Raw genomic sequence first — 17,912 nt, forward strand, 5'->3', positions numbered from 1 at the left:
GGCGAGAATTGTTTAGGGGAAGTTGGAATTCACCCAATCCCACCAACAAAAAACCCCTAATTTGAAAGCTTTTCGCCAAGGCGAAAAGCCCTCACTCTGAAAAGAAGGCATTCGCAGCCGCGAATGCCAAGCGCTTCTCAAGTTGAAACCACAGAAGTTGTAACTCGCACTCAAAAAGTTGTAACTCAAACTCCAAAAGTCATAACCCATCCAATTCTTCAACTATAAAATAATTATAAAATTCAGACTTTTTATTCCGCATGCGGGTATACTAACCATGACACTATCTAGTAGGGGAGAGACCGCTATGTTTTGTTCCAATTGCGGATACAAAAACAAAGAGATTGCACGTTTTTGCATAGACTGCGGCCAGCCACTGGATCGAATCACCCGAATTCACAAGCAAAAGAAGCGCAACAAAACCCAAACACTTTTCCTGTCCTTTCTGCTCGTCGGGGCAGGTTTTTCTGCCGCACAGCTTACCAAGGAAGATGCGACAAAACCACCAACAATCGAAGAGACCGCTAGCAGACAACCTCTAACCCAGGAGCCGCCGCCTACACCAGAAACCGCACCCCAGGCAGAAAATGCGCAAGAAAAGATCAGTCTTATCCAGGAAACCCAGCAAAAAGTCTTTACAATCAAAACAAGCAAAACAACCGGAACCGGCTTCCTGTTCACGGATAGCGGCATACTCGTCACCAATGCCCACGTAATAGCCGGACAAAAAGAACTGCTCGTGCGGAACGTAGACGGGGAAGAAGAGACAGGACGCGTAATCGGAATTTCCGTCATAGATGATGTGGCGCTTATTCAAGTCGATGCCTATGCCGGAAACGCGCCGATTGAAGTGGAAAGGGGCCGAACGGCAGTCGGCACCGAAGTGATTGCTTTTGGCAGTCCGTCCGGATTTGAGAACTCTGCCTCCATTGGTTATGTCACCGGCACTGGCCGCGACTTCCAGCACAACTTTACTTATAGCGACATGTACCAAATCGATGCCCAGCTTGCCCCAGGATCGAGCGGCGGTCCGCTCGTCGATGCAGCAACCGGCAAAGTGATTGCCATCAATTCCATCCAATACACAGACGGCATCTCCATCGGCTTCTCCATCCCGATGCACACAGTCCAAGACCTCCTTGCCGACTGGCTAAATGACCCGATGCCGGCAACAGAAATCGAACAAATCATAAACAACCATGAAGAAAGAAACAACTTCTGAATCCACAAAAAAAAAAAAAAATAGGTATTTTTACTACCATCTTTATACCTAATATCCTATAATTGGAATAAGCACTAGCAGTAGAAGAGTTTTGCACTGTTAAATTCAAGCTGAAAGCGGGTTGAAGGGATGAAAGCAGATTTTGAATCCTATAAAAACAAACTGGAAAGCCAATTTAACCAGGACCTAAAAGAAATCCTTATTGATCATTGCATCAGACAAGAACACGGCCCTTCTGTCAGCGCCAAGCAGCTGGGAATCCCGCGACAAGCAGTTGTCCATTTCATGAATCTGTACAAGTTGAACGACCTCAAATTCAGCCAATGGGAAAAATGAAAAATCCCTTCGCAAAAAAATGCGGAGGGATTTTTATTTGCCGTAATAAAGAAGATGGAAGTTGGAACTCGGCCCAATTAAGTTGCAACTCATAATAGAAAAGTTGTAACTCACCCACAAACAGTTGGAACTCGCCCAAAAACCCAATCCACCCCACAAAAAAACCACGACCCGAAAGTCGTGGTTTCCAATCCTTCTTATTTAAGACCGACAGCTTTTTTCATAATCTCTTGTTTCCGTTGTTTTTTCGTATTTTCATACTCATTCACCACAGATTTAACATGAGACTCAGCCAAGCCGTTCGCTTTCAAATCACGCTTCATTACATCAACTACACCATAGAAAGCCTTATCCATTTGCGCTTCAAGATCCGCAGCGGCAGCTGTGTACTTGTTGTAGAAGAATGGATAACCTTTGGATTTGTTTGCATTGTAATCTTTAATACCTACAGCGATCAATGAATCAAGGCGAGCGTTGGCTGTGCCTTCCAAGCCTTCCAAAGCGGTAGCATACTTTTCTTTGATATCCGCAACCGAAACGCGATCTTTTGGTTTGTCTGAGCCATTGTTTCCATTAGAGCCGTTTCCATTAGAACCGTTATTACCGTTTGATCCTTTATCCGAACCGTTGTTTCCGTTTGATCCATTCGAGTTCGAACCAGTGTTGCCGTTCGATCCGCTATTGCCATTTGAACCTTTGCCATCCGAACCGTTGTTTCCGTTAGATCCAGCAGAAGATCCGTTGTTAGCAGAAGCTTTCGATACATTCGAACCAGTAGAACTTGAAACTGCTTTCGTATCAGAAGAAGTTTTCGTTGTAGCTACTGCTGCAGATGATCCAGTAGCAGAAGAACCAGTTGTGCCTTCAGTGCTTGAGCCTTCTTCATCTGAAGACTCTGTATCGTTTTCATCTTTTTCGTCTTTTTCTTCTGTTACATTGCCGTCTTCGTCAACAGTGAGCTTCGTGTCATCAGGCAAATCGATTTCGATTTTTTCTTTTGTGACCTCGTCCACTTTCTCATCTGCCACGTCGTATTCCTTCACTTGGAACGTGTAGAACACAGAACCGGCGACAGCTAATACAAGTACCCCTAAAATAAGTGCGATTTTCTTCCAGTGCTTTTTCATCCAACAATCCTCCTAAGTAAAAACCTTCTTTTTACAATACCATATAGCAGTAAAACTTTATAGCACATAATTTTAATACATCCATTGGCCATCAACGTAAGCAATAAAACCTATTTTATAAAACTTGCTATACAAACAATACCATAAAATTGTAATATTAAAAGTCTTAAAGCAAGGAAATTCCAAAATTCTACCCGATTTTACATAACTTTAAACCATAGTCCCCCATAAAAATGTTGCTAAAATGAAAACAACGTTTTATCATGATGAAAGACCTAAGAAATAAATACCAAAAAAGTATCTACACCATAATAACTTCATGCTATACTGAAAAAAGTATTTTACAAATAAAGGAGATACACCTCAAATGGAAGAAACCATCTCATTGCAAGAACTGTTTGCCACGTTGAAAAAAAGGCTCGGCATGATTGCCATCTTAACCCTTCTTGCTGTCATCATCGCAGGGGTAGTCAGCTACAAAGTACTGACACCAATTTATGAAACATCAACGCAAATTCTTGTTAACCAAGAAAAATCTGAAACAGCACAACTTCTTAATCAAAACATCCAAACCGATCTGCAATTGATCAACACATACAGCGTCATTATCAAAAGCCCAGCGATTCTAGAACCGGTGTCCCAGGAACTTGACCTTGGCCTTACGGTAGAGCAGCTTAACAGCAAAATCACCGTGACCAACGCTGAAAATTCCCAAGTAGTCAACGTTGCAGTAAAAGATCCGGACCCGGCAATTGCGGTTGACATTGCCAACACGACAGCGAATGTGTTCCAGGAAAAAATCCAGGAATTGATGAAAGTCGATAACGTATCGATTTTGGCACCGGCCGTAATGAAAGAAAACCCGGCACCGATCGCGCCGAACCCGATGATGAACATGGCGATTGCCGCAGTTATCGGACTGATGCTTGGTGTCGGCATTGCTTTCTTATTGGACTATTTAGATACGACACTTAAAAACGACCAGGATATCGAAGACGTACTCGATCTTCCATTGCTTGGTGTAATCTCTCCTATTAAAGAAGACGCTACAGACCTAGAGACATCATCCAGAAGAAGGGCGGGATAACAATGGCCTTGAAATTCAGAAGAAAACGCAAAAAACTGCAGCCGACCGCACGGAAGTTGGTTGCGCACACGAACCCGCGCTCGTTCGTCGTAGAACAGTTCCGCACACTGCGTACAAACATCAACTTTTCATCACCGGACGGCGATCTTCGTTCGATCGTCATCACGTCGGCTTCACCGGAAGAAGGCAAGTCGACAGCTGCAGCGAACTTGGCTGTCGTATTCGCTCAAGAAGGAAAGAAAGTGCTCCTAATCGACGGCGATATGCGGAAACCGACTACGCACCATACATTCCATATGTCGAACTCCCAAGGCTTATCAAGCGTTTTGACACGCCAGGCTTCTATCGAAGATGCGGTTCACCAGACTTTGGTGGAACGACTTGATTTATTAACTTGCGGTCCGATTCCGCCAAACCCGGCAGAACTCATAGCATCCCAATCAATGACAGCATTGATCGAACAGCTGAAAGGCCTGTACGACTTAATTATCTTTGATGCACCACCTGTATTATCAGTTGCGGATGCACAAATACTAGCCAGCAAATGCGAAGGCACGATACTAGTCGTCAACTCAGGGAAGACAGAAAAAGAATCTGCGCTCAAAGCGAAAGAAGCGATCGCTTCATCCAACAGCCGGTTAATTGGTGCCGTTTTAAATAACTTTGTTCCACCAAAAGACAGTTACTACTATCAGTATTACGGTTCCGAAAAGTAAAAAGGGTTCTCCTTTTTACTTTTTTCTTTGAAAAGTTGAGGAGGAACAACAATGATCGATACGCATGCACACATACTAGCCGGCCTTGATGACGGCGCCGAAACAATGGAAGAAACAAAGCGGATGCTCGAAAAAGCAGTCGACGAACAAATCACCGGAATTATTGCAACGCCCCATGCCCATCACCCCCAATTTAAAACAGATCTAGCTGCGCTGCACGAGCAGCTCGCCGCAACCCGATCGTGGATTGCTGAGCAACAACTCCCGATTCAAGTGTATAGCGGACAGGAATGCCGCTTATCGGAGAAACTGCCAGAGCAGTTAAAAACCGGACAGGCACTTTCTTTAGCAGAAAGCCGTTACGTATTGCTCGAACTTCCGTCCTCCGGAATTCCAGCATACACCGTCCAAATCATCCAGCTGCTGATCTCAAGCAATTACGTGCCCATCATTGCCCATGCCGAACGCAACCAAGGAATTATCCAAAAACCGGAGCGCCTGGAACGGCTCCTGCGCCACGGTGCACTCGCACAAGTAACAGCAGGATCCGTCGCCGGCAGCTTCGGGAAAGCCATCCAAAAAACTGCAATGAACTTGATCGACGCCAACTTGATCCATGTGTACGGATCCGACGTCCATCACTTAACGAAAAGACCATTTTTATTTAACGAAGGCCTGGATTACCTGGAAAAGAAAAAGCGCCACGAGGTGGTGGACATTTTTCTGGAGAACAACGAACGCATTGTACGGAATGAGCATCTTTATGTGCTAGAACCGCAGGACATTCCTAAACCCAAATGGTGGAATATTTTTGAATAAAGTAAAAGCAGCGCGCTAAAAATTGTTTCTTTAAAGTTCTATTTATGGCAATTAAAGATTTAAACAAAGTTAATGTGAAACTTTAGTAGGTAAATAGTCTTTCGTTTCTGTTATTAAAAATATAAATATGTGAAAAAGATAGTTTCATCCTCACTGTGAAAACGCTTTACATAAAATGTTGGAAAAAAAGTAAATTTTTGCTTTATAAATCCTATCTTTTCCATTAAATAGTATGATAGAATTAGTACGGAATTCATACATACTTATGCAAAAAGTAACAACCTACGAAAGGATGGACCCACTTGTCACTAAAGCGCAGATTTCCTTTACTGGTCTTGGTAGATTCTTTAATTGTCTTTTTCTCAATCTTCCTTGGCTATTTTCTTCTTCACCCATTTACCAACGTTTTTGAAAACTTTTTCTTGCTGGCGAGTGCCATCACCATTTTTGCAGCGCACCATGCGTTTGCCACGTACTACGGCTTATACCGGAAAGTGTGGGAATACGCATCAATCGGTGAGTTGACCTCAATCTTTAAAGCGGTCACGCTTTCTGTAATTGCTGTAGGGGTTGTCCAATTCCTCGTTCACGGAGATATCCTGTTCCGTGCTCTTGCAATTACATGGATGCTGCACTTGCTGCTGATCGGCGGATCCCGTCTTTCATGGCGGCTCCTCCGGGACACTAAAATCGACCGGAAAGGATCCGACTTAAAACGGACGATGATCATTGGAGCCGGTAAGGCCGGTACGATGGTTGCCCGACAGCTCTTAAACAATCCGGAAAACGGCTTGTTACCGGTGCTTTATGTAGACGACGATAACCGGAAACATGGACTTGAAATTTACGGCATCCGGGTGGCTGGCGGTTCAAGCGCCATCGTTGATATCGCAAAAGACAACAACATCGAACACATCATCATTGCCATTCCGTCACTTAATAAAAATGAAACAGCCGAACTGATCAAAAACTGCTTTGATGCCGGCATTCGTACACAGACGATTCCACGCATCGAAGACATCATGACTGGGAAAGTATCGGTTACTGATATTCAAGACGTGAAGATAGAAGATCTTCTTGGAAGAGAAGAAGTGCAGCTGGACATGAATACGATTGCAGCTCAGCTTACCGGAAAAACGATTCTTGTTACAGGAGCAGGCGGTTCGATTGGTTCAGAAATCTCTCGCCAAATTGCACGTTTTGGTCCGAAGAGATTATTACTTCTAGGACACGGCGAAAACTCAATTTATACAATCGATATGGAGCTGCGCAAGAAGATAGCGCCGGATACAGAACTTGTTCCAATTATCGCGGATGTACAAGACAGCGAACGCATCATGCAGATCATGGAACAATACCGGCCGGATGTAGTCTATCACGCAGCTGCCCATAAACATGTTCCTTTAATGGAAGGGAATCCGATAGAAGCAGTGAAAAACAACATCTACGGAACGAAAAATGTTGCTCAAGCAGCTCATATATGCGGAGTAGACAGTTTTGTAATGATTTCTACTGACAAAGCAGTAAACCCGCCGAACGTCATGGGTGCATCAAAACGCTTTGCTGAAATGATCGTTCAAAATTTAGCGAAACGCAGCGATACGAAATTTGTTGCAGTACGTTTTGGTAATGTACTAGGCTCACGTGGATCAGTCATTCCACTTTTCAAAAAGCAAATAGCAGCAGGCGGCCCTGTAACCGTCACTCATCCAGACATGACCCGCTACTTCATGACAATTCCGGAAGCTTCGAGGCTTGTTATCCAAGCGGGATCTTTAGCACGAGGCGGGGAAGTGTTCGTCCTAGATATGGGAGAACCGGTAAAGATTGTCGATCTGGCGAAAAACTTGATTCGATTATCTGGATATACGGAAGAGGAAATAGGGATTGAATTTGCGGGAATACGACCTGGTGAGAAGATGTTCGAAGAATTATTAAATGAAGATGAAATTCAAAGTAAGCAAATATTTCCAAAGATATACATTGGTAAAGCGAACCCGGTAAGTGATTTGGAACTGTTCTATGTACTGGAGAAGCTTCCTGAAATGAGTGACAAAGAAATAAAAGAAGTTATCGTTGCGATGGCTAATAGAAAAAATGTTGATTCCAAGGAATTGTTAGCTAGTAGTATGTAATTCTCATTATATAAAATAAGACGAAATTGCAAAAAGAAAGGGGAACAAAAAATGTTCTCAGTGACCAAAAGAATTATTGATTTCTCTTTATCGCTAGTAACACTTGTTGTGTTGTCCATAATTCTTTTTATTCTTTGCTTGTTGATTAAACTAGATTCGCCAGGGCCGATTCTTTTTAAGCAAAAACGAGTTGGGAAAGACAAACAAGAATTTGAGATTTTAAAGTTTAGAACGATGAAAACAGAAGCACCAAATGATATGCCAACTCATTTATTAGATAAACCCGATGCTTACATAACCAGAGTAGGCAAGTTTTTACGCAAAACCAGCTTAGATGAAATTCCACAACTAGTTAATATTTTAAAAGGGGATATGAGCCTAATTGGTCCACGACCTGCCCTATGGAATCAAACTGATTTAATAGCAGAAAGAGATAAATATCAAGCTAATAATGTTCTTCCAGGCTTGACTGGCCTTGCACAGATTAGTGGTCGAGATGAATTATCTATAGAAGTAAAAGCAAAAATCGATGGCGAATATGTAAAGAAGAAAAATCCTGCTCTAGATACTTTGATATTTGTAAAAACGTTTTTTAGTGTTTTAAAAAGTGAAGGTATAAAGGATGGGAAATAATAAGAGGTTAGTAGTGTTAATTATGAGACAGGGAAATATAGTTTCTAATAAATAATAGAGGAGAATAAAAATGAGAAATAGAAAAAAAATTGCTGTTGTAGGTACAGGTTATGTTGGACTTGTAACTGGGGTCGCTTTATCGGAAATAGGACATTTAGTATATTGTGTAGATATTAATGCAGAAAAAGTTGCACACATGACTAAAGGCAAATCTCCAATATATGAACCTGGTTTGGAAGAATTAATGATAAAAAATATTAATAATGGAAATTTGAAATTTACTACTGACCATCAAAAAGCTTTTACAAATGCTGAGGTGATTTATATAGCAGTAGGGACTCCAGAAAAAGAAGATGGTACAGCTGATTTAAAGTATATTGAAAATGTATGCCAAGATATTGCTTTTAATATTACTAACAAAGTAGTTGTTGTAACAAAAAGCACAGTACCTGTAGGTACCAATGAGTATATTCAAAAAATAATATCAACATATACTAAAGTGCCTTTTGCAGTTGTTTCTAATCCAGAATTCTTAAGAGAAGGATCAGCAGTACATGACACGTTCTACGGAGATCGTATAATTATCGGTTCTCAAACAGAAGAAGCCGCAAATATTATTGAAGAAATAAACAAACCTTTTGGAATAGAGATATATAAAACAAATCTTCGAAGTGCAGAAATGATAAAATATGCTTCTAATGCGTTTCTAGCGACGAAAATAAGCTTTATTAACGAAATTGCAAATATTAGTGGGGATTTAGGAGCGAATATTCAGGAAGTATCTAAAGGAATGGGATTTGACAAACGTATCGGTAATACATTTTTAAATGCTGGTATTGGGTATGGAGGTTCTTGCTTCCCAAAAGATACTAAAGCGCTTGTGCAAATAGCTGGCAATATAAATCATGAATTCAATTTATTAAAAGCTGTAATAGAGGTTAATAATAAACAACAATTATTATTAGTAGAAAAAGCAAAAGAACATTATGGGTCACTGAAGGGGAAAAAGGTTGCTTTATTAGGTTTATCTTTCAAGCCTAATACTGACGATATGAGAGAAGCTGCCTCTATAATTACTGCAGAAAAGTTAATATTAGCGGGGGCTCAAGTAATTGCATACGATCCAATAGCTATAGAAAATGCTAAAAGAAATCTGCCAGATGCAGTAGAATATGTTAATTCAGTAGAAGAGGCATTATCTAATGCTGATACAGCGTTTATTATGACAGAATGGACAGAAATTGTAACAACGCCACTTAGTAAATATCACCAAAAACTAAAAGATAATGTTGTTTTTGATGGGCGAAATTGTTATGAGTTGAGTGATGCAATTAGAGCTAATTTAAACTATTACTCTATCGGAAGACCGACAATTCTATGCGAAAAAGCTTTAGTTCAATAAAGAATGTAAGAAACCACAAGTATTATTAAACTAAAAATATAATAAAAACAAATCACTTGCTCAATTGAAGAAGGGAAAGCTATATGTCAAAACAATTTATTAATGGGTTAGTGTCTGTAATAATGCCAGTTTATAATGCTGAAAGATTTGTAAAACAAGCTATCATGTCTATATTAAGCCAAACGTACAAAGAAGTTGAAATTATTATAGTAGATGATTGCTCTATTGATAAATCGTTCGATATTATCAAAGAACTAATGGCAGAAAATAAGAATATTTTTTATTACAAAAATGAAAAAAATTTAGGGCCAGCAGTTGCGAGAAATAAAGCAATAGAATTATCTAAAGGTAGGTTTTTAGCTTTTCTTGATAGTGATGATATATGGCAAGAGGAAAAGATAGAAAAGCAGTTAGAAATGATGAAACAAAAGAATGCAGCCTTTTCATATACTGCAATTGAAACAATTAATGAAATGGGAAATACAATTAAGTTAAAAAAAAATATAAAACAAGTTGTGGACTATAACTATATATTAAAAAATACTATTATTCCTTGTTCAACTGTAATAGTTGACAGAAATTTGCTTGGAGATTTTAGAATGCCTTTAATACGAGCAGGACAAGATTATGCAACTTGGTTGTTATTATTGCGAAAAGGAATAAAAGCATATGGATTAAATGAAGCCCTAGTAAAGTATAGAAAAGTGCCAGGATCAGTATCTTCTAATAAATTTCAATCTTTAAAAAAAGTATGGAGGATATATCGAGAACTTGAGAACATTAATTTTTTTAAGTCATTATATTTTTCATTATGTTTTGCTGTAAATGCTGTTAAGAAGCATTATTCTTAAAAACGATTACTGAATCAAAATCTGCATTTAAATCTTTTCAAAAGGAATGAAATTATGGAAGTATTGCATATATGTTCATATTATATAGGAAGTAAAATATATAAAAATCTAGTAAAAGAGCTTTCACAAGAAGGAATTAAACAACATATATTTATCCCTATAAAAAATGAAAAATTGATTGGAGAAAACGAATTATTAGACGAATCAATTAACATAAACTACTACTATAAAACCATTTTAAAAAAACATGACAAATATTTATATCATAATAAAATCAATAAGCAAATGAAAGAAATTGAAAAGAATCAAATTTTAGATCAGGATATAGATTATATTCATGCGCATACAATATTTAGCGATGGTGGAACTGCGTATAAAATAAAGCGGAAATATAATATTGATTATGCAGTTGCTGTTCGTGATACGGATATAAACGTTTTTTACAAATATGCTATTCACCTAAGACCTTTTATGAATAAAATTTTATTGAATGCCAATAAAATTGTTTTTATTTCATATGCGTATAAAAACCTTTTATTTTCTCTACTACCAAAAAATATTTTATCGGAAATAGAAAAGAAATGTGTAGTAATACCAAATGGTATAGATAATTTTTGGCATAATATTCCTGTTGAAAACCATAAAAGAAACAATGGACAAGCCCTAAACTTACTTTTTATGGGTTCATTAATTAAAAGAAAAAATCTAGAAACTTTAATTTTTGCTTGTTCAGAATTATATAAGGAGGGATATAATGTCTTTTTACAAGTGATTGGGAACGGACCTCTTGAAGAAGAGTCCAAAAATTTATGCCAGAAACTTAATATAAGCGAAAAAGTTAGATTTCATGGATATATAAATGATAAAGAAAAAATAAGATCTATCATGGATAAGTGTGATATTTTCATACTTCCTTCTTTAACAGAAACTTTTGGTTTAGTTTATGTAGAAGCAATGTCTCGTGGAATTCCTGTAATTTATTCACAAAATCAAGCTATTGACGGTTTTTTCAATGAAGGAGAAGTTGGTTTTGGTGTACCTTCCTTAAGTCCAGATATGATCGTGAATGCAATAAAGAAAATTAACGAAAACTATGTAGAAATTTCACAAAGCTGTATAGAAAAATCGAAATTATTTAACTGGAATATTATATCGAGGAAATATATAGAGATATATAATGGGAAATTGTAGAGATTAAATGCATTAAATTAAATTTGACCTTATTAATTTTAGATTTGGATGGATAAAATGAGCCCAAGTAACAAATTAACTAATATTGAATTAAAAGAAGACTATATTTTAAGTCTTTCCATACTTTCTTCTTTTGTGGTACTATCTCTACAATTCTTTATTCTATATTATTTTAAAATCATTGGAACAAGTAGTGGAATGATTATTCAAATGGTATCTAAATTAGTCGTTGGTGTGATATTCATTTATTCTTTTCCAATAGTATTTAAGAGAAACAAAATACTTTTAATAAGTGTGTATTTTGTAAGTTTGTTTGTTTTTTTATTAAATTTTCTCTTTTTTCCGCAAAATACATCTTATTTAAAAAATATAACTTTTTCTTTTTTTTTCTTATGTTTGCCTTGCTTTATATATAGTTATTCTATTGAAAAAAGCTGGATTTTAGAAAAAATGATGGAATTTGCTAGTTTAATTGTTTTTTTTATTGGAACCATAGTAGGGCTTTTAGTTTTAACAAATAGGATGGAAATTGGGATGTATAGTATGTCTCTTTCTTATTATATGTTACTACCCACACTTGTATTTGTAAGGAAATTTCTCGACCAATATACCATTAAACCTTTGGTAATATTTTTAATCTCATTAAGCGTTATTCTTTCCTTTGGATCAAGAGGTCCATTATTGAGTATAGGAATCTTTGTTTTAATCTTTTTAATAATTACTATCAAAAAACAAACATCTAAAACTTTTATAGTGTACATTGGTATTTTGTTTATGACAATTTTAACATTATTGTATCAAAAACAGATTCTCCAATTTTTATTAAACAGCTTAGAGAGATTCAATCTATCAAGTAGGAGCTTAAGGTTGTTGCTAAAAGATGAAGTATATCTTAGTGGCAGAGATAATATTTATGGAGATATTTGGTTTCAAATAAAACAAAGTCCCTTGATAGGAATGGGTTTAGCTGGTGATAGACAGTATTTTGGGGGTAGGTATACTCATAATATTGTACTAGAAATCCTGACAAATTTCGGAGTATTTGTAGGGTTAATTATTGTGGTTTTACTAATATCTTTACTCTTAAGGGCCTTTCTTTTTAGCAGCAATCAACATTCGAAATTAATATTAGTATGGATCTGTTTAGGATTTATTCCGTTATTAGTAAGTAGTTCCTATTTAATAGACTATAGCTTTTGGATTTTATTAGGAATCTCTTTAAAAAGCATTACTAAAAGAAATTTAAGTGACAAAAATGCACTAAACAATTTTTAAATGTAGTTTTTTAAGATAAAACATAACTCTTTTTAAGTATTAGTTTAATTTATTGTCCCTTTTTGCTTCTTAATAATTTGAAAAGGAAGAGAAAACTTATGACCCTGAGAGAAAAATATTTCAGTTTAGAAGCAATTAAAGGCATTTTTTATTTCTTTTATAAAGCTATACCAATGTTGTTACTTTCTTACATTATTCTATCTAAAAATAAAAATACTAACATATGGCTAATATCGGAAAGGCCTTCTGAAGCACGTGATAATGGTTTTCATCTTTTCAAATATATTAGGAAAAACTATAGTGAGGTTGACTGTTATTACATAATCAAAAGAAGTTCTTCAGATGTCAAAAAAGTTGCACCTCTTAAAAATATTGTTTTTTTTGGAACATTTAAACATTACCTTTATTATTTTTTAGCAATAAGACATATTTCTACGCATGGAGCTGGATATGGATCAATGCCAAATAAATATGCGTGTAGTTTGGTTGAACTAGTTAGAAAATCAAAAGCTAAAAAAGTTTATCTGAAGCATGGAATAATAAAAGATTTTTTACCTGGCTTAACAAAAAAGAAAGCTAATTTTGATCTTTTCGTTTGTGGTGCTTTACCGGAATACGAATATGTTAAAAGTAATTTTGGATATCAAAAGGACGAAGTTAAGTATATTGGATTAGCAAGATTTGATGAACTTATAGAAAACAAACAAAGTAAAAACCAAATAATGTACATGCCGACTTGGAGAAGATGGTTAGACAACACTACTGAGGAAACTTTTAAAGCTAGCGAATATTTTTATCATATTAAGTCTTTATTAGAAAGTTCTAATTTAAATACTTACCTAGAAGATAATAAATTAACGTTTATATTGTGTTTACATCCTAAATTCTTAAAGTATAAAAATACTTTTATAGGATTAAATAAAAATATAATAGTTGCTAGTACTAAAAAACACGATATTCAAGAATTATTAAAGTCCTCAAGTGTATTAATAACAGATTATTCAAGTGTATATTTCGACTTTGCTTATATGAACAAACCACTTATTTATTTTCAATTTGATTATGAACGATATAGAAAGCAACATTATACTGCTGGCTATTTTAATTATCATAATAATGGCTTTGGACCAGTAGTTAAGAATGAAGAGCATTTGATTAATGAATTAACGAATATGGCAGAAAAAAATTTTAAAATTAGTAGTATATATAGAAAAAGAATCGAAGAATTTTTTCCTATTATAGATAAAAAAAATTGTGAACGTAATTTTAGAAGTATATTAAATTTGTAACTTTAAAAATAATAAGGGGTTTATTATGTCGAGTTTAATAAGTATCATTATCCCGGTATATAACGTAGAACTATATTTTAAAAAATGCATAGAATCTATTATTAATCAAACATACAAAAATTTAGAAATTATTTTAATTAATGATGGATCTACTGATGATAGTGGTTTGCTTTGTAATTATTACGCTGAAAAGGACAAAAGAATAAAAGTTATACATAAAAAGAATGGTGGACAATCATCAGCTAGAAATGCGGGGCTTGATATTGCTTCAGGCAGTTATATAGGTTTTATTGATAGTGATGATTATATAGAAGCCGATATGTATGAACTTTTACATTCAAAAATAATTGCTAGCGATAGTGATATAGCAATATGTAACTCATGGAAAGTCAGAAACGATCTAAATACGAAATGGCCATCTTTAACTATGAAGGAATGCATACTCGACAGTAAAGAAGCTATGAAATTAACATTAGAAGGAAAGTATTTAGTAGTATCTCCATGTAATAAACTGTATAAAAGCCATATATTCAACAAATTGAGGTTTGAGGAAGGTAAGATTTTTGAAGATTTTTCAATTATTCCAGAGATATTTTTAAGGAGTAACCAGATAATCTACACACCTGAATTCAAATATTTTTACAATATTCGTAATGACAGTACTATGGGCAATGTTTATAAAAAACCAAGCATAGATATAATAAAAGCCTCAAAACATGTAATAGATCATCTAAAAGCAGATTATGAAGAAATTTATTTAAGCACACTGTGGTTTTGTATTAAAAGAGTTTGGAAATGGATAGGAATTATTTATTCTACAAAAAAAGTAAAAGAGAATAAAATTTTTGTAAAAGAAGCTAGAACTTTTATAAAAACTTATATTCTTGATCTACTAAAGAGTAGAAAAATGAATTTTAACGAAAAGATTGGTGTAATAACTTTTTTATATTGGGATATAGCATGTCAGTTATTATATAAATTAAAAGGCAATAAAGTTTAAAAAAAAGGTGACTTTTATGAAAAAAATGATTATACTGCAGCCTGAGATGTGTGTAGGTGGAGTAGAAAGAGTTTTGTTAACTCTTCTAAAAAATTTAGACAAAGAGAAATTTGATATCACGGTGATGTTATTAAATAAAAATGTGTGGGATGATCAGATTCCTAAAGAAATAAAAATTAAATATATGTTCAACAAAAACCCGCGAGAATATAATTCGCTTTTTAAAAGAATTTATAAGTATAGCAGAATGTTCGTTCCAGGAAAAATTATTCAAAAAATATTTTTGAAAGACAAGTATGATATATATATATCATTTCATGAACCCATGATTTACTTTTTACGAGGAGCAAAAGGTAAAAAGGTAAGCTGGATTCATGCTGACTATACAATAATAGATGACATAACAGAAATAAAGCAATTAGGAAAACGAATGAGCTTTTTATCAAAAACTATATTGAAGAAGAGAGTGGAAGCATTAAAGAATTGTGACAAGATTATATGCGTAGCTGAAACAGCGAGAAAAGGTTTTTTGAATAAATTTGATATTGACGAGGAAAAAGTTGTTGTAAGATATAATCCTAATGATATAGAAAGAATTAAATCCCTTGCTAATAATAATCAAAAAATTCAAGAAGAGATTAAGTACAGTAAAGATGTTATTAATTTTTGTGCAGTTGGAAGATTATCTCATGAAAAGGCTTTTGAAAGATTGATAAGTATTACTTTAAAATTAAAAAATGAAGGATATTTATTTCATTTTAATATAATAGGAGACGGCCCAGAGTATCAAAAACTTGAAAAAGCTATTAATGATAATAATTTGAATGATTATATTCATTTGATTGGATATGATGCTAATCCTTACAAATATATGTCAAAAAGTGATTTCGTAATTTGCTCTTCTAAATTTGAAGCTTATAGTACTGTTGTTACGGAATCTATTATATTAGGTATTCCAGTAATAGCTACAGAATGTTCAGGAATGGCAGAAATATTTGGGCATACAAATGCAGGTCTCATCACTAAAAATAATACTGAAGATTTATACTATGCAATAAAAAAAGTGCTAAATGATAAAAAGCTGAGAGCGCTAATGAAGTTAGAAGCAATAGAACGCAGTAAATACTTTGATACGAAAAGAATGGTTTGTGAGATAGAAAGTTTGCTATTAGAATAGAAAATTAGAGGGCATATATGAGAACGTTAAACGCTATTAGAAATATTCTTACAGATTTAGCGAGACATGTTTTAACAATTTTATTAGGCTTTATTAGTCGAACAATTTTTATTTCTATATTAGGAGTAGAATATTTAGGGGTTAATGGTTTATTTACGAATATTATAATGATGCTTTCTTTAGCTAATTTAGGTATAGGAACTGCTATCGTTTATAAACTGTATAAACCACTAGCGGAAAAAGACGATGATAAAGTAATAGCATTAATGAATTTTTATAAAACTGCATTTAGAATAATAGGGATTATTGTATTTTTGCTAGGAATGATAATAATTCCTTTTTTAGATATTTTAGTGAAGGAAGATATTCCAGATTTAAAATTAATATATGTACTCTTTGTACTAAATTCAGCTTTATCATATTTTTTAGTATACAATCGTTCGCTGATATCTGCAGATCAAAAAAATTATAAACTTGTTTGGATTGATTCTAGCTTTCAAATTATCTTAACTATACTGCAAATAGCAGTTTTAGTTATAACAAAGGATTTTGTATTATACTTAATTACTCAAATATTAATTACATTTATTCAAAGAGTAGTTATAACAATACGAGTTAGATCATTGTATCCTCTTTTAAAATCAAAGAAAAAGATAAAATTAACAATAAAAGAAAAAAAAGAACTCTTTAAAAATACCTATGCCATAATGATATACAATATTTCTACTGCTGTTATTAATGGAACAGATAATATTGTAATCACGATATTTTTTGGATTACATTATGTAGGACTATATGCAAACTATTTTTTATTAATTGTAAGTATAGGAACAGTTTTAGGTAAAGTTTTTAAATCGCTAACAGCCAGTGTTGGAAATTTAATTGCAACTGATACAAATAATAAAAGTTATGAAATGTTTAATTTAATAAACTTTTTGTACTTTTGGTTAATTGGTTTAATTACATGTTGTTTTTATATTCTTATGAATCCGTTTATTCTATTGTGGTTAGGGGAAGATTTCTTACTACCCCAACAGGTAGTATTACCAATAGTTATAAGTTTCTTCACGAGTTGCATGTTAGGTCCTACAAATATGTTTAGAAATGCCCAAGGACTTTTTGTATTTGGTAAATATGTGCCTTTAGTTGAATCAATATTAAATATTCTTTTTTCTGTGGTTTTAGCACAAGTTATTGGTCTATCGGGAGTTTTTTGGGGAACAATCTTAAGTAGGGCTATAACTTCAATGTGGTATGATCCATACATTGTACACAAAAAAGGGTTGAAAAAATCCCTTATCCCATACTATATAACAATGTTGAAATATGCCTTCACAATAATAACTACTATAATTATAATTCAACCATTAATTAGTAATTTTGACGAAAGCAATCTAACAAATTTTATATTTAAAATGGGAATCTGTCTTATCTTTATAAATACAATCTTTTATCTGTTATATAGAAAGACAAAAGAATTTATTTACATAAAGCAAGTTTTTGTGAAAATTTATTCGGGGAAATTAAAACAATCAATGTAATATATAGCTTTGTATTCCTCAAAGCATGTAAATAATTAATAGATTTTTATAAGAAAGAATTTAAAAAATTATATGTTATTTAGTTATTATAAACTAGATGTATTTTGGAGG

The 17,912-nt window shown here is 34.3% G+C and carries 16 protein-coding genes; 15 read left to right on the top strand and 1 reads right to left on the bottom strand.

Annotation, left to right across the window (positions count from 1 at the left end; genetic code table 11):
• Positions 1 to 307 precede the first annotated feature (307 nt).
• A complete protein-coding gene (locus tag B0H99_RS06825) occupies positions 308 to 1,222 on the top strand; it encodes a trypsin-like peptidase domain-containing protein (protein ID WP_181313596.1) in 915 nt (304 codons plus the stop codon).
• A 129-nt stretch (positions 1,223 to 1,351) separates the two neighbouring features.
• Entirely contained in the window at positions 1,352 to 1,558 is a 207-nt protein-coding gene (locus B0H99_RS06830) for a hypothetical protein (protein ID WP_106532905.1), read from the top strand.
• A gap of 197 nt (positions 1,559 to 1,755) precedes the next feature.
• On the opposite strand, the gene B0H99_RS06835 is transcribed toward B0H99_RS06830, so the two are convergent.
• Entirely contained in the window at positions 1,756 to 2,685 is a 930-nt protein-coding gene (locus B0H99_RS06835; protein ID WP_106532906.1) for a hypothetical protein, read from the bottom strand.
• Between the two features lie 367 nt (positions 2,686 to 3,052).
• Between B0H99_RS06835 and B0H99_RS06840 the strand changes: the two genes are divergently transcribed.
• The 13 genes from B0H99_RS06840 to B0H99_RS06900 all read left to right on the top strand — a co-directional run bounded on the left by B0H99_RS06840 (position 3,053) and on the right by B0H99_RS06900 (position 17,801).
• The gene (locus B0H99_RS06840) at positions 3,053 to 3,772 is read left to right on the top strand and encodes a YveK family protein (protein ID WP_106532907.1); all 720 of its coding nucleotides are present in this window, start codon (positions 3,053 to 3,055) and stop codon (positions 3,770 to 3,772) included.
• Between the two features lie 2 nt (positions 3,773 to 3,774).
• Positions 3,775 to 4,488, top strand: a complete 714-nt coding sequence (locus B0H99_RS06845; protein WP_106532908.1) for a CpsD/CapB family tyrosine-protein kinase — start codon at positions 3,775 to 3,777, stop codon at positions 4,486 to 4,488.
• Positions 4,489 to 4,539: 51 nt separating this feature from the next.
• Positions 4,540 to 5,307: a tyrosine-protein phosphatase gene (locus tag B0H99_RS06850; protein ID WP_106532909.1), complete on the top strand. Its 768-nt coding sequence runs from the start codon at positions 4,540 to 4,542 to the stop codon at positions 5,305 to 5,307.
• 302 nt (positions 5,308 to 5,609) lie between these two features.
• Positions 5,610 to 7,442, top strand: a complete 1,833-nt coding sequence (locus tag B0H99_RS06855; RefSeq protein ID WP_106532910.1) for a polysaccharide biosynthesis protein — start codon at positions 5,610 to 5,612, stop codon at positions 7,440 to 7,442.
• Positions 7,443 to 7,493: 51 nt separating this feature from the next.
• Positions 7,494 to 8,075: a sugar transferase gene (locus B0H99_RS06860; RefSeq protein WP_106532911.1), complete on the top strand. Its 582-nt coding sequence runs from the start codon at positions 7,494 to 7,496 to the stop codon at positions 8,073 to 8,075.
• A gap of 70 nt (positions 8,076 to 8,145) precedes the next feature.
• Positions 8,146 to 9,477 (top strand): UDP-glucose dehydrogenase family protein, encoded by a 1,332-nt coding sequence (locus tag B0H99_RS06865; RefSeq protein ID WP_106532912.1) that lies wholly within the window; start codon positions 8,146 to 8,148, stop codon positions 9,475 to 9,477.
• 83 nt (positions 9,478 to 9,560) lie between these two features.
• Positions 9,561 to 10,328 carry a glycosyltransferase family 2 protein gene (locus B0H99_RS06870; RefSeq protein WP_106532913.1) on the top strand — a complete coding sequence of 256 codons (768 nt, stop codon included), beginning with the start codon at positions 9,561 to 9,563 and terminating at the stop codon, positions 10,326 to 10,328.
• Positions 10,329 to 10,382: 54 nt separating this feature from the next.
• Complete coding sequence (locus B0H99_RS06875; protein ID WP_106532914.1) at positions 10,383 to 11,519, top strand: glycosyltransferase family 4 protein; 1,137 nt, start codon at positions 10,383 to 10,385, stop codon at positions 11,517 to 11,519.
• Between the two features lie 57 nt (positions 11,520 to 11,576).
• A complete protein-coding gene (locus B0H99_RS06880; protein ID WP_181313597.1) occupies positions 11,577 to 12,794 on the top strand; it encodes an O-antigen ligase family protein in 1,218 nt (405 codons plus the stop codon).
• Positions 12,795 to 12,892: 98 nt separating this feature from the next.
• The gene (locus B0H99_RS06885) at positions 12,893 to 14,083 is read left to right on the top strand and encodes a CDP-glycerol glycerophosphotransferase family protein (protein ID WP_106532916.1); all 1,191 of its coding nucleotides are present in this window, start codon (positions 12,893 to 12,895) and stop codon (positions 14,081 to 14,083) included.
• 25 nt (positions 14,084 to 14,108) lie between these two features.
• Positions 14,109 to 15,083 carry a glycosyltransferase gene (locus B0H99_RS06890; protein ID WP_106532917.1) on the top strand — a complete coding sequence of 325 codons (975 nt, stop codon included), beginning with the start codon at positions 14,109 to 14,111 and terminating at the stop codon, positions 15,081 to 15,083.
• A gap of 16 nt (positions 15,084 to 15,099) precedes the next feature.
• Entirely contained in the window at positions 15,100 to 16,260 is a 1,161-nt protein-coding gene (locus tag B0H99_RS06895; RefSeq protein WP_106532918.1) for a glycosyltransferase, read from the top strand.
• A gap of 17 nt (positions 16,261 to 16,277) precedes the next feature.
• Positions 16,278 to 17,801, top strand: a complete 1,524-nt coding sequence (locus tag B0H99_RS06900) for a lipopolysaccharide biosynthesis protein (RefSeq protein WP_106532919.1) — start codon at positions 16,278 to 16,280, stop codon at positions 17,799 to 17,801.
• Positions 17,802 to 17,912: the final 111 nt, after the last annotated feature.

It is taken from the genome of Planomicrobium soli, from assembly GCF_003014655.1.
In the GTDB taxonomy this organism is placed as follows: Bacteria; Bacillota; Bacilli; order Bacillales_A; family Planococcaceae; genus Planococcus; species Planococcus soli_B.

Excerpts from the sequence above, each read along its gene's own strand:
- B0H99_RS06825 (WP_181313596.1), top strand. The coding sequence starts at position 308 with ATGTTTTGTTCCAATTGCGGATACAAAAACAAAGAGATTGCACGTTTT.
- B0H99_RS06830 (WP_106532905.1), top strand. The coding sequence starts at position 1,352 with ATGAAAGCAGATTTTGAATCCTATAAAAACAAACTGGAAAGCCAATTT.
- B0H99_RS06835 (WP_106532906.1), bottom strand. The coding sequence starts at position 2,685 with ATGAAAAAGCACTGGAAGAAAATCGCACTTATTTTAGGGGTACTTGTA.
- B0H99_RS06840 (WP_106532907.1), top strand. The coding sequence starts at position 3,053 with ATGGAAGAAACCATCTCATTGCAAGAACTGTTTGCCACGTTGAAAAAA.
- B0H99_RS06845 (WP_106532908.1), top strand. The coding sequence starts at position 3,775 with ATGGCCTTGAAATTCAGAAGAAAACGCAAAAAACTGCAGCCGACCGCA.
- B0H99_RS06850 (WP_106532909.1), top strand. The coding sequence starts at position 4,540 with ATGATCGATACGCATGCACACATACTAGCCGGCCTTGATGACGGCGCC.
- B0H99_RS06860 (WP_106532911.1), top strand. The coding sequence starts at position 7,494 with ATGTTCTCAGTGACCAAAAGAATTATTGATTTCTCTTTATCGCTAGTA.
- B0H99_RS06865 (WP_106532912.1), top strand. The coding sequence starts at position 8,146 with ATGAGAAATAGAAAAAAAATTGCTGTTGTAGGTACAGGTTATGTTGGA.
- B0H99_RS06870 (WP_106532913.1), top strand. The coding sequence starts at position 9,561 with ATGTCAAAACAATTTATTAATGGGTTAGTGTCTGTAATAATGCCAGTT.
- B0H99_RS06875 (WP_106532914.1), top strand. The coding sequence starts at position 10,383 with ATGGAAGTATTGCATATATGTTCATATTATATAGGAAGTAAAATATAT.
- B0H99_RS06880 (WP_181313597.1), top strand. The coding sequence starts at position 11,577 with ATGAGCCCAAGTAACAAATTAACTAATATTGAATTAAAAGAAGACTAT.
- B0H99_RS06885 (WP_106532916.1), top strand. The coding sequence starts at position 12,893 with ATGACCCTGAGAGAAAAATATTTCAGTTTAGAAGCAATTAAAGGCATT.
- B0H99_RS06890 (WP_106532917.1), top strand. The coding sequence starts at position 14,109 with ATGTCGAGTTTAATAAGTATCATTATCCCGGTATATAACGTAGAACTA.
- B0H99_RS06895 (WP_106532918.1), top strand. The coding sequence starts at position 15,100 with ATGAAAAAAATGATTATACTGCAGCCTGAGATGTGTGTAGGTGGAGTA.
- B0H99_RS06900 (WP_106532919.1), top strand. The coding sequence starts at position 16,278 with ATGAGAACGTTAAACGCTATTAGAAATATTCTTACAGATTTAGCGAGA.